The organism is Methylobacterium sp. GC_Met_2 (assembly GCF_026540795.1).
Taxonomy (GTDB): Bacteria; Pseudomonadota; Alphaproteobacteria; order Rhizobiales; family Beijerinckiaceae; genus Methylobacterium.
Genome location: NZ_JALNUM010000047.1, coordinates 1 through 11,826, shown reverse-complemented (window position 1 = coordinate 11,826; position 11,826 = coordinate 1). Strand labels below are relative to the sequence as shown.

Annotated in this window: 9 protein-coding genes; 4 read left to right on the top strand and 5 right to left on the bottom strand. The window is 69.6% G+C overall.

Features of this window, described 5'->3' with window-relative positions; genetic code table 11:
• The gene (locus OXS49_RS16850; protein WP_244000005.1) at positions 1 to 255 is read right to left on the bottom strand and encodes a DUF3297 family protein; all 255 of its coding nucleotides are present in this window, start codon (positions 253 to 255) and stop codon (positions 1 to 3) included.
• 44 nt (positions 256 to 299) lie between these two features.
• Complete coding sequence (locus OXS49_RS16845; protein ID WP_267425795.1) at positions 300 to 929, bottom strand: CatB-related O-acetyltransferase; 630 nt, start codon at positions 927 to 929, stop codon at positions 300 to 302.
• Between the two features lie 78 nt (positions 930 to 1,007).
• On the opposite strand from OXS49_RS16845, the gene OXS49_RS16840 reads away from it, so the two are divergent.
• Together OXS49_RS16840 and OXS49_RS16835 are read left to right on the top strand one after the other, a co-directional pair.
• On the top strand, positions 1,008 to 3,335 hold the full coding sequence (locus tag OXS49_RS16840; RefSeq protein WP_276081891.1) for an NADP-dependent malic enzyme: 2,328 nt from the start codon (positions 1,008 to 1,010) through the stop codon (positions 3,333 to 3,335).
• A gap of 81 nt (positions 3,336 to 3,416) precedes the next feature.
• Positions 3,417 to 4,862 carry an acetamidase/formamidase family protein gene (locus OXS49_RS16835; RefSeq protein WP_267425766.1) on the top strand — a complete coding sequence of 482 codons (1,446 nt, stop codon included), beginning with the start codon at positions 3,417 to 3,419 and terminating at the stop codon, positions 4,860 to 4,862.
• On the opposite strand, the gene ppx is transcribed toward OXS49_RS16835, so the two are convergent.
• From ppx to OXS49_RS16820, 3 genes are all read right to left on the bottom strand, one after another.
• Positions 4,859 to 6,349 carry an exopolyphosphatase gene (ppx, locus tag OXS49_RS16830; protein WP_267425764.1) on the bottom strand — a complete coding sequence of 497 codons (1,491 nt, stop codon included), beginning with the start codon at positions 6,347 to 6,349 and terminating at the stop codon, positions 4,859 to 4,861. The genes OXS49_RS16835 and ppx overlap by 4 nt on opposite strands.
• A gap of 335 nt (positions 6,350 to 6,684) precedes the next feature.
• On the bottom strand, positions 6,685 to 9,261 hold the full coding sequence (locus OXS49_RS16825; protein ID WP_267425762.1) for an RNA degradosome polyphosphate kinase: 2,577 nt from the start codon (positions 9,259 to 9,261) through the stop codon (positions 6,685 to 6,687).
• Positions 9,262 to 9,365: 104 nt separating this feature from the next.
• Positions 9,366 to 10,076 (bottom strand): DnaA/Hda family protein, encoded by a 711-nt coding sequence (locus OXS49_RS16820; RefSeq protein ID WP_244000014.1) that lies wholly within the window; start codon positions 10,074 to 10,076, stop codon positions 9,366 to 9,368.
• A gap of 142 nt (positions 10,077 to 10,218) precedes the next feature.
• On the opposite strand from OXS49_RS16820, the gene purM reads away from it, so the two are divergent.
• Positions 10,219 to 11,298 (top strand): phosphoribosylformylglycinamidine cyclo-ligase, encoded by a 1,080-nt coding sequence (purM, locus tag OXS49_RS16815; protein ID WP_267425761.1) that lies wholly within the window; start codon positions 10,219 to 10,221, stop codon positions 11,296 to 11,298.
• On the top strand, positions 11,298 to 11,826 hold a 529-nt coding region (purN, locus tag OXS49_RS16810; RefSeq protein WP_267425760.1), incomplete at its 3' end, for a phosphoribosylglycinamide formyltransferase. The genes purM and purN, both read left to right, overlap by 1 nt.

Below are 11,826 nucleotides of genomic sequence, written 5' to 3'. Positions count from 1 at the left end.
TCATTCTGCGTCCGCTGCATCACGCAGATAGGGCTCCACCGGGCCCTTCAGCTTCACCGTCATCGGGTTGCCGGCGCGGTCGAGGGTCTTGCCGGCCGAGAGGCGCACCCAGCCCTCGCTCACGCAGTACTCCTCGACATTGGTCTTCTCGACGCCCTTGAACCGGATGCCGATGCCGCGCTCCAGCAGGGCCGCGTCGTAATACGGACTGTCCGGGTTGACCGAGAGACGGTCAGGCAGCGCGGGATCGGACATGGGCGAGCTCCAGGTTGGGCGTCAGCGGCGAAGAGGACCGCGGATTACGAAATCCCCCGCCCCGCCGCAACGCTGCCCGCGTCCGCCCCGAGGGTTGCCAGGAGGGCGGCCACGTCGCCGCTCTGCAGCAGCGGCACGAGCCGCGTCACCGCCGCGTGCGGCAGGTCCCACCACGCCGCCGCCAGCAGGGCCTCGACGGTCGCCGCGTCGAACCGATGCCGCACGACCCGCGCCGGGTTGCCCGCCACCACCGCGTAGGCGGGCACATCGCGGGTCACCACGGCGCGGGCGGCCACCACGGCGCCGGGCCCGAGGTTGACGCCCGACAGGATCATGCAGCCCGAGCCCAGCCAGACATCGTGGCCGATCACCACGTCGCCCCGGGAGGCGTGGAAATCCTCCGGCGCCCGCGCGTCCGGAAACAGCCCGCGCATCGCGGCGAACGGATAGGTCGACGCCCAGTCGAGCCGATGGTCGCCGCCGAGCAGGATCTCGACCTTGTCGGCAATGGAACAATAGCGGCCGATCGTCAGCCGCCGGCCGCTTTCCGGAAAGCGGACCTTTGGACGCCCATACGAGTAGGCGCCTATGGAGAAGCCGTAGGCCCTCGCCAGCTTGGCGAGGTGGATCCGCGTCTCGTTGTGCGGGTTGCGCCCCCTGCGCAGCCGGTGCAACAGACCGGTCAAGACGCGAGCCTGCGCGATGCGCGACCGCGTCGTCCTCGGTGAAAAAGGTGAGCGGGAGCGTGGGCGATGGCCGATAACATGTCCGAGGACCTCAAGGCCGGGGCGCTCGTCTACCACCGCCTGCCCAAGCCCGGGAAGCTCGAGATCCAGGCGACGAAGCCGCTGGGCAACCAGCGCGACCTCGCGCTGGCCTATTCGCCCGGCGTCGCGGCCGCCTGCATGGCGATCCACGACGACCCGCAGCAGGCCGCCGACCTCACGATCCGCCAGAACCTCGTGGCGGTGCTCACCAACGGCACGGCCGTGCTGGGTCTCGGCGACATCGGACCGCTGGCCTCCAAGCCCGTGATGGAGGGCAAGGCGGTCCTGTTCAAGAAGTTCGCCGGCATCGACGTGTTCGACATCGAGGTCGACCAGAAGGACGTGTCCAAGCTCGTCGACGTGGTCTGCGCCCTGGAGCCGACCTTCGGTGGCATCAACCTGGAGGACATCAAGGCGCCGGAATGCTTCGAGGTCGAGGAGCAGTGCCGCGCCCGGATGAACATCCCGGTCTTCCACGACGACCAGCACGGCACCGCGATCATCGTGGCGGCGGCGGTCCTCAATGGGCTGGAACTCGCCGGCAAGAAGCTGTCCGACGTCCGGATCGTCACGTCGGGCGCGGGCGCTGCGGCGCTCGCCTGCCTCAACCTGCTCGTGTCGCTCGGCGCGACCCGTGAGAACATCACGATCACCGACATCAAGGGCGTAGTCTACAAGGGCCGCCCCGAGCTGATGGATCGCTGGAAGGACGTCTTCGCCCAGGAGACCGAGAAGCGGACCCTGGCCGAGGTGATCCCGGGGGCTGACGTGTTCATCGGCCTCTCGGCCGGCGGCGTCCTGAAGCCGGAATATCTCCGGGAGATGGCCGAGAAGCCGCTCATCATGGCGCTGGCCAACCCCTATCCCGAGATCATGCCGGAGCTCGCCGAGCAGGAGCGGCCGGACGCGATGATCTGCACCGGCCGGTCGGATTTCCCGAACCAGGTCAACAACGTCCTGTGCTTCCCCTACATCTTCCGCGGCGCGCTGGATGTCGGCGCCCACAAGATCAACGAGGAGATGAAGAAGGCGGCCGTGAAGGCGATCGCCGGCCTCGCCCACGAGACCACCTCGGACGTGGTCGCCCGGGCCTATGGCGGCGAGGCGCGGCCGTTCGGGCCGAAATCGCTGATCCCGAGCCCGTTCGACCCGCGGCTGATCCTGCGCATTGCCCCCGCGGTCGCCAAGGCGGCGATGGATTCGGGCGTGGCCGGCCGGCCGCTCGCGGATCTCGACGCCTATACCGACAGCCTCGACCGGTTCGTCCACCGGTCCGGCCTGATCATGAAGCCGCTGTTCTCCAAGGCGAAGGCCGAGCGCAAGCGGGTGATCTACGCCGAGGGCGAGGACGAGCGCGTGCTCCGCGCCGTCCAGGCGATCGTCGAGGACAAGGTCGCGTTCCCGATCCTGGTCGGCCGGCCGCGGGTGGTGGAGACCCGTCTGAAGCGGTTCGGACTGTCGATCGAGCACGGCCGCGACTTCGAGCTGATCGACCCCGAAGACGATCCCCGCTACCGCGCCTACGTGCAGACTTACCTCGATGTCGCGGGCCGGCGCGGCATCACGCCGGATGCGGCGCGCACGCTGGTGCGCACCAACAACACGGTGATCGGTGCCATCGCGGTCCGCCGCGGCGAGGCGGATGCGCTGATCTGCGGCCTGGAGGGCCGGTTCGAGACGCGGTTGCGCATCATCCGCGACGTGATCGGGCTCGCGCCCGGCGTGAAGCAATGCGCAGCCATGAGCTTGGTGGTCACCCATACGGGCGCCTACTTCCTGGCCGACACCCATGTCCGCCCGAACCCGACCGCCGAGGAGATCGCCGACGTGGCGCAGGCCTGTGCGAACCACGTGAGCCGGTTCGGGCTGACGCCGAAGATCGCGCTGCTCAGCCACTCGGATTTCGGCCAGTCGGATTCGGACTCCGCCATCAAGATGCGTGACGCCCTGGCGCTCCTGCAGACGCGCGATCCGGACCTGATCGTCGATGGTGAGATGCAGGCGGATTCGGCGCTCTCCGAGATGGTCCGGGACCGGGTGCTGCCGGGCTCGCGCCTGAAGGGTGCGGCGAATGTCCTGATCTTCCCGAACCTCGATGCGGCCAACATCGCGTTCCAGTTCGCGAAGGTGATGGCGGACGCCCTGCCGGTCGGCCCCCTGCTGATCGGACCGGCCAAGCCCGCCCACATCCTCACCCCCTCGGTGACCGCCCGCGGCATCGTCAACGTCACGGCCGCCGCGGTGGTCGAGGCGCAGTCGGACGAGGCTCCGCCCAAGCCCGAGGAGGCCGGGGTCGGGATGATCTCCGCGTAAGGATCTCCGGCGGCGGCCACCAGCGTGGCCGTCGAATTGCTTGACCGCTTCCGGGAATCGACACCACCGGAAGCGGACATCATGTGCCTGGGCGACGACCCGAATTGCCACGCCTTCGAAGCGCATCGCCGCCAGTTCCGGCGTGACCTCGAGCCGGAGCGGCGCGCCTTCCTGAAGAGCGGCTTCGCGGCGACGGGCGCTGCAGCGGCGGCCTTCGCGGCCGGCGGCCCCTCGCTGGTGAGCCCGGCTTTGGCGCAGGCCTCGGGCGCCAAGTTCGCCGCGACCGGCCATTACCATCTGCCCGCCAACGCCGAAACGGTGCATTGGGGGTTCTTCAGCCGCAGCCTCAAGCCGCAGGTCGAGATCGGCTCGGGCGATTTCGTGACGATCGAGACGCTGACCCATCAGGCCAGCGACGATGCCGAACGGATGATCCAGGGCGATCCGGGCGCCGAGAGCGTCTACCTCTGGACCAAGGACAAGATGGGCGTCTCGCCCCGCGGTGCGGGCGCAATGGACGCCAAGATCGGCCCCGGCGGCGGTCTCGGCGTGCATATCTGCACCGGCCCGGTGGCGATCCGCGGCGCAGAGCCCGGCGACGTGCTGGAGGTCCGCATCCTCGACGTGGCGCCCCGCCCCAGCGCCAACCCGAAATACAAGGGGCTCGCCTTCGGCAGCAACGCGGCCGCGTGGTGGGGCTTCCACTACAAGGATCTGATCACCGGCGACAAACCCCGGGAGGTGGTGACCATCTACGAGGTCGACGCCACAGGCGCGCGCGACTGGGCGCGGGCGGTCTACAGCTTCCGCTGGCCCGGCGTCACCGACCCGTTCGGGGTCGCGCATCCGACCATCGACTATCCCGGCCTGCCGGTCGACCATGCCAAGACGCAGAAGACCTTCGATGTGCTGAAGGGGATCCGCGTGCCGATCCGCCCGCATTTCGGCACGCTGGGCGTCGCGCCCGCCGAGGCCGACCGGGTCAACACCATCCCGCCGAGCTATACCGGCGGCAACATCGACAATTGGCGGATCGGCAAGGGCGCGACGCTCTACTTCCCCGTCGCGGTGCCGGGGGCGCTGTTCTCGGTGGGCGATCCCCATGCCAGCCAGGGCGATTCCGAATTGTGCGGGACCGCGATCGAGTGCTCGCTCACCGGCACCTTCCAGTTCGTCCTGCACAAGAAGGCCGACCTGCCGGGCTCGCCGCTGGAAGCCCTCGACTTCCCGATGATCGAGACGAAGGACGATTGGGTCCTGTCCGGGTTCAGCTACCCGAACTACCTGCGCGACCTCGGTCCGGATGCCCAGGCGGCGATTTTCGAGAAGTCGTCGATCGACCTCGCCATGCGCGACGCGTTCCGCAAGATGCGCCAGTTCCTGATGCACGCGAAGGGACTGACCGAGGACGAGGCGATCTCTCTGATGTCGGTGGCGGTCGATTTCGGGATCACGCAGGTCGTGGACGGCAATTGGGGCGTCCACGCGGTGGTCAAAAAGGCAATCTTTCCCGATCGGGTCGCCTAGCCGATCTCGACCCGACCTTCGAGGCCAGTGACGCGCCCGAGGCCGCGGACCCGGTTCAGCAGGCGGTCACCGTTCAGGGCTGCCCAGTCCCGCGGCAGCCGCAGGACGGCCCGCCCGTCCTCGACGGTCAGCGGCGCTTGGCCGAGGGCGCCACCCATCCCGGCCGAGATCGGGAACGCGACCCGCAACAGCGCCCCGAGCAGGCGCGCCCGCTCGAACAGGCGCGGCCCGGCGACAGTGCGCAGGATCGGATTGGCCTTCTCCGGCGCGAGCCCGGTATGCCGGAGCGAGACTGCCAGCGCCAGATAGGCCCGACCCGGGTGGTCGACGCCCACGAAGGCGGCGTTCTGGATCGCCGCGATGCTCTGCTGGTCTCGGTAATCGGGGTGGGCGCGCCAGCCGACATCCGAGAGCAGGCAGGCCGCGCGCCTCAGGCGGCGCTCGTCCGCGGTCTCGTGGCCGTCGAGGGTCGTCACGAACCGGTCGGTCCAGGCGATCAGTTCCTCGCCGTGCTGGGGCGCGCGGGAGCGCAGGGTGTTGAACTCCGCCGCCGAGGCCAGGAGCGGATCGATCAGCCGGGCGTCGCGGTCGAGCTGCTCGAACAGCAGGCCCTCGCGGACACCGGAAGCCGAGATCGCGACCTCCCGTGGGCGGCCGACCCGGATGATCTCCTCCAGCACCACCGCACCGTAGGCGAGGAGCGGGCGCCGCGCCTCGGAGATCGCATCGACATCCTGGAGCAGGGCGACGTCGGTCTGCTCGACGAGCTGCAGGAAGGTCAATTCGTCGCTCGGCTCCACGGTGTAGCCGTGCATCACGTGGACCGGGTAGCCGCGGGCGGCCATGTGCAGCCGCGCCAGCGCGCGCCACGTGCCGCCGACCGCGTAGAAGGTCCGCCCGCGCAGGGTTTCGAGCTGCGGCACCGCCTTGCGCATGTGTTCGCGCGCGATCTTGGCGGCCTTCTTCACTGAGCCGCCGGAGAGATCCTGAAGGGCGAGGCCGCCGAGCGGCATGGTCACGCCCTGCCCGACCACGGTGCCGCGGACATCCACGAGTTCGAGCGAGCCGCCGCCCATGTCGCCCACAACCCCGTCGGGGGCGTGAAAGCCGGAGATGACGCCCATCGCCGAGAGTTCCGCCTCGCGCCGGCCGGACAGGAGCTGGATGTCCTGGCCGCAGGCCACCTCCGCGGCGCGCAGGAAGTCGGGGCCGTTCTCCGCATCGCGGGCCGCCGCCGTCGCCAGCACGAAGACCCGAGACACCCGCATGGTCTCGCACAGCACCCGGAACCGGGCCAGCGCGGCGAGCGCCCGCGCGACCGCCTCGTCATTCAGCCGGCCGGTGGTCAGGACGTTGCGCCCGAGGCCGCACAGGACCTTCTCGTTGTAGAGCGGGGTCGGCGCCCGGGTTAGGCCGTCATAGGCGACGAGCCGGACCGAGTTCGATCCGATGTCGATGATGGCCACCGGAGCGTGCGCGGCGACCACGGACCGCTCCGTCGGATGCGCGAGGATGAGATTGGCGCGAGAGCTGCCCAAACGTCCATGTCCTTGAGTGAGCGCGGCGGGCTCGCTGGACGCACCGCCGGTGCGATCCGGGGCCGTGGCCGGTCGCGCTGCGACCGATGTCGGCTCCGGACCCATGATGTCACGGCCCGGCGGCCGGTCGGGAAACCATGTCGGCGGCGGGGAAACCACATGGCCTTGCGTCGACGGGCGGGTACGTCCTTTGCGCAAATCTTCGATCGTCCGCAAGTTCCTCGCGCAGAAGCGCAGGGCGTCCGCGCGAAACCTGTCGAGCTTCCGGCGCATGCGGGGGACGTCTAGGCGCGCTGCGCCCGCCGGCTCAACGCACGGGGGCTCGACTTCTTCGACGCCTTGCCGCGTCCGGAGAGACTGGGATTCGTCATGAAGTACTTGTGCGCGTTGAAGGGTTCCTCGCCATCCGCCGGCTGGATCCGCTCACACCCGCCGGAGGCGAGCAGCCGCCAGCTCTGACGGTTGTCCAGGAGGTTCGCCAGCATGATCTGGTCGAGCACCTGCTGATGCACCGTGGGATTCGTGATCGGCAGCAGCGCCTCGACACGCCGGTCGAGGTTCCGACTCATCAGGTCGGCCGACGAGATGTAGACCGTCGCCTTTGGATGAGGCAGCCCGACGCCGTTTCCGAAGGCGTAGATGCGCCCGTGCTCCAGGAAGCGCCCGACGATCGATTTGACCCGGATCGTCTCCGACAGGCCCGGGATGCCGGGCCGCAGGCAGCAGATGCCGCGCACCACGCAGTCGATCTGCACGCCGGCCTCCGAGGCGTCGTAGAGCGCGTCGATGATCTGGGCATCCACCAGGGAGTTGCACTTGATCCAGATCGCCGCCGGGCGGCCCGCCTTCGCGTGGGCAACCTCGGCCTCGATGTGCTCCAGTAGCTTGTTCTTCGCCGTCAGCGGCGAGACCGCCATGCGCTCCAGCTCGGCGGGCTCCGCGTAGCCGGTGATGAAGTTGAAGATCCGCGACACGTCCCGGGCGATCGCCGGATCCGCCGTGAAGAACGACAGGTCCGTGTAGATGCGCGCCGTGATCGGGTGGTAGTTGCCGGTGCCGACATGGCAGTAGGTGACGAGCTTGTCGCCCTCGCGCCGGACCACCAGCGACAGCTTGGCGTGGGTCTTCAGCTCCACGAAGCCGAACACCACCTGCGCGCCTGCCTTCTCCAGGTTGCGCGCCCAGCGGATATTCGCCTCCTCGTCGAAGCGGGCCTTCAGCTCGACGAGCGCGGTCACCGACTTGCCGAGCTCGGCCGCCTCGGCCAGCGCCGCGACGATCGGCGAGTTCGACGAGGTGCGGTACAGCGTCTGCTTGATCGCCACCACGTTCGGGTCGCGGGCCGCCTGGGCCAGGAACTGCACCACCGAGTCGAAGGACTCGTAGGGGTGGTGGACAATGAAGTCCTTCTGCCGGATCGCCGCGAACACGTCGCCGCCGCTTTCGCGGATGCGCTCCGGGAAGCGTGGGTTGTAGGGCTTGAACTTCAGATCCGGCCGGTCGATCCCGACCACCTGGCTCAGTTCGTTGAGGGCCAGCATGCCCTCGACCAGGAACACCGCATCGGGGGCGATCTCGAGTTCGTCGACCACGAAGCCGCGCAGATCCTCCGCCATCCCGGCTTCGACTTCGAGGCGGATCACCACGCCACGGCGGCGCTGCTTCAACGCGGTCTCGAAGTGGAGAACGAGATCCTCCGCCTCCTCCTCGATCTCGAGGTCGGAGTCGCGCACCACCCGGAAGGCGCCTCTGCTCCTCACGAGGTAGCCGGGGAACAGGCGGCCGGTGAACATCCCGATCACCTGCTCGATCGGGATCAGGCGTGCCGCGGTCTCGCTGTCGCTCACCGGCAGGCGCACGAAACGGTCGATGACGCCCGGCAGGCGGATCAGGGCGCGCAGGGTCCGCCCGTCCTTGGGCCGCACCAGCGTCAGCGCGATCGTGGTGCCGAGATTCGGGATGAACGGGAACGGGTGGGCCGGGTCGATCGCCAGCGGCGTCAGCACCGGGAAGACATGGGTCAGGAAGTAGTCTTCGAGCCACGTGGTCTGCTCGGCGGTGAGCGCGGCAGGCTCGACGATGTCGATGTCCGAGGCGTGCAGCTCCTCGCGCAGCTCGCGCCAGCGCGCCTGCTGGTCCGCCCCCAGCCGCGCGGTTTCCGTGCCGATCCGTACCAGCTGCTCGGAGGGCGACAGGCCGTCCTGGGACGGAACCGTGAGGCCGGCGCGCACCTGATCGATCAGGCCCGCCACACGGACCATGAAGAACTCGTCGAGGTTGTTTGCCGAGATCGACAGGAAGCGCAGGCGCTCCAGCAGCGGATGATTGGGGTTCGAGGCCTCTTCCAGCACGCGCCTGTTGAATTGCAGCCAGGACAATTCACGGTTCACGAACCGCTCCGGCGAGTGCCGCAACCCGCGCCCGGCTTCGAGCACCGACTCGCGCGCCGCGTCCGCCTGGGGCTCCTCGGGCTGGGCGACGACGGCCGGCCATTCATCGGTCGTGTCCGAGATCGCGGCGGCCGTGGCTGCCGGAGCACTGGCCGTCGGCGCAGTGTTCTGTGGCCCGGTCGCCGCCCGCGGCGCGGCCGTTGCGGTCTGGGCTGCCGTCGCTGTCCGGGGCCGTGTCGCGGCCGGCTTCGGTTGCGCGGCGGGTTTCGGCTGCGCGATGGGCTTGGGCTGCGCGGTCGGTTCGAGCTGTGCGGCAGGCGCAGAGGCTGGACTCGTCGCGGCGGTGGCACCCGCCGGCGTCCGCCGGACGGCCGGAGCGCGCCGGGTGGTCGGATGGGACGCGGGATGCCGACGGGGTTCCGCGGCCTCGTCGGCGGCTTCGCGTTCCGTGGGCTTCTGCGTCGAATCCATTCCTGTTCCCTGTCCCTCATCACGGCTTTGCGCGAAGGCGCGCGTTCTACAACGTCCACCCCGAGCCATCACGACAGTTTCGTGACGAACCCGGGATTCCAGGATCAGCCGTCCGGATCGGACTCGTCGTCGAAGCCCATCCGCCGCAGCACGGCGAGGGCGAGCGGGCGGCTGATCCGCCGTTGGCGGCCCAGGGCATCCCGGTCGAGTTCGGCGACGACATCACGGGCGCGCCCGAGGGACCGGTCGATCCGCAGGGCCAGCGAATCGATAACGCTCAGATCGACCACGAGTTGGCGGTCCACGAACAGTTTCACCAGCACGGCCCGCAGCAGGGCGTCGTCGGGCTCTCGAATCGCGATTCCCGGCGCGAGGCGCAGGCGCGAGCGCAGGTCGGGCGTGGCGAGATTGAGCGCATCGATCCCGGTGCCGCTGGTCAGCAGCAACGGGCATCCGCGTTCACGGGCGCGGTTCAGGAGGTGGAACAGCGCCGCCTCGTCCCGGTCCTGCGCCCGGTCGATATCCTCGATCACGAGCGCCCCGTTGGACACGAGGTGCTGGACCGCATCCGCATTGATGTCGCCGGCCTGAACGGTCCAGGCATGGGCGCGCTCGGCCCAGATCGCCGCCAGGTGACTCTTGCCGCTGCCGGATGGGCCGGTCAGCACCAGCACGCTGTCGGGCCAGTTGGGCCAGGCCTCGATCAGTGCGTAGGCGGCCTCGTTGGCCGGACCCACGAGGAAATCCTCACGGCCGTAGCGCGGATCGAGCGGCAGGTCGAAGGCGAGCTGCCGCGGTGGTACGTTCTCAGGCATGCCCACTCAGGATCACCCCGCACTGGCGCAGGTCAAGGGCCGTTCTTCCAAGCGGATCGATGGTCGGGCGGCCCGGCGCCGACTCGCGCAACGCGCGGCTAGCCGCTAGAGCGGGCCGATCAATCACCGAGGTGGCGCGGGCATGACGGCCAGGGACGGCAAAGAGCCGACGACGGGGCTGACCTATGCGACGGCGGGCGTCGATATCGACGCCGGCAACGCCATGGTCGAGACGATCAAGCCGCTGGTGCGCTCGACCCGGCGCCCCGGGGCCGATGCCGAGATCGGCGGCTTCGGCGGCCTGTTCGACCTGAAGGCCGCGGGTTTCCGCGATCCGATCCTGGTGGCGGCCAACGACGGCGTCGGCACCAAGGTCAAGATCGCGATCGAGACCGGGCGTCACGCTACGATCGGCATCGACCTCGTGGCGATGTGCGTCAACGACATCATCGTGCAGGGCGCCGAGCCGCTGTTCTTCCTCGACTATTATGCCACCGGCAAGCTGGTGCCGGGGGTCGGCGCCGACATCGTGCGCGGTATCGCCGAGGGGTGCCGTCAGGCCGGGTGCGCGCTGATCGGCGGCGAGACCGCCGAAATGCCGGGCCTCTATGACGGTTCGGATTACGACCTCGCGGGGTTCTCGGTCGGCGCCGCCGAGCGGGGCAGCCTGCTGCCGCGTCCGGGCATCCGCCCCGGCGACGTGGTGCTCGGCCTGCCCTCCTCCGGGGTGCATTCCAATGGCTTTTCGCTGGTCCGCCGGATCGTCGCCAAGACCGGTCTCGGCTGGGACGCGTCCGCGCCCTTCGCGCCGGAGATGAGCCTCGGCGAGGCGCTGCTGACGCCGACCCGGATCTACGTGAAGCCCCTGCTCGCGGCGCTCGGCGCCACCGACGGCATCCGCGCGCTCGCGCACATCACCGGCGGCGGCTTCCCCGACAACCTGCCCCGGGTCCTGCCGGACGATGTCGGCATCAGCGTCGACCTCGACGCCGTGACCCCGCCGCCGGTGTTCGGCTGGCTCGCCCGGGAGGGCGACGTCGCCGAAGCCGAGATGCTGCGCACGTTCAATTGCGGGATCGGCATGGTGGTGATCGCCGCTGCCGACGCGGTGGACGATGTCGACGAGGCCCTGACCCGGGCCGGCGAGACCCCGGTGCGCCTCGGCCGCATCACGCCGCGGGGACCCGAGGCGGTGACCTTCGGCGGGCGCCTCGCTCTCTGATGGCGACCACGGGGAAGATGAGGGTCGCGGTCCTGATCTCGGGGCGCGGCTCGAACATGGTGGCGCTGCTCGAAGCGGCGCGGGACCCGGCCTATCCGGCCGAGATCGTCCTGGTCCTGTCGAACCGGCCCGATGCGGCGGGCCTCGCCCGGGCCGCCGAGGCCGGCATCCCGACGCGGATCATCGACCACACGGCCTTTCCGGATCGCGCCCGCTTCGATGCCGCGCTCGACGCCGAACTCCGGGCCGCGTCTGTCGAGCTGGTCTGCCTCGCGGGCTTCATGCGGATCCTGACGCCGGGCTTCGTCGCCGGCTGGGCGGGGCGGATGATCAACATTCATCCGTCGCTGCTGCCCCTGTTCAAGGGCACGCACACGCACCGTCAGGCGCTCGACGCGGGCGTGCGCCTGCACGGCTGCACCGTCCATTTCGTGGTGCCGGAACTCGATGCCGGTCCGATCCTGGCCCAGGCCGCGATCCCGGTCCGTCAGGACGACGATCCCGACAGTCTCGCCGACCGCGTGATCG

What these genes read in the sequence shown, in the direction of transcription:
- OXS49_RS16820 (WP_244000014.1), bottom strand. Translation starts at nt 10,076, where the DNA reads ATGCCTGAGAACGTACCACCGCGGCAGCTCGCCTTCGACCTGCCGCTC.
- OXS49_RS16850 (WP_244000005.1), bottom strand. Translation starts at nt 255, where the DNA reads ATGTCCGATCCCGCGCTGCCTGACCGTCTCTCGGTCAACCCGGACAGT.
- purM (WP_267425761.1), top strand. Translation starts at nt 10,219, where the DNA reads ATGACGGCCAGGGACGGCAAAGAGCCGACGACGGGGCTGACCTATGCG.
- OXS49_RS16825 (WP_267425762.1), bottom strand. Translation starts at nt 9,261, where the DNA reads ATGGATTCGACGCAGAAGCCCACGGAACGCGAAGCCGCCGACGAGGCC.
- OXS49_RS16835 (WP_267425766.1), top strand. Translation starts at nt 3,417, where the DNA reads ATGTGCCTGGGCGACGACCCGAATTGCCACGCCTTCGAAGCGCATCGC.
- OXS49_RS16840 (WP_276081891.1), top strand. Translation starts at nt 1,008, where the DNA reads ATGGCCGATAACATGTCCGAGGACCTCAAGGCCGGGGCGCTCGTCTAC.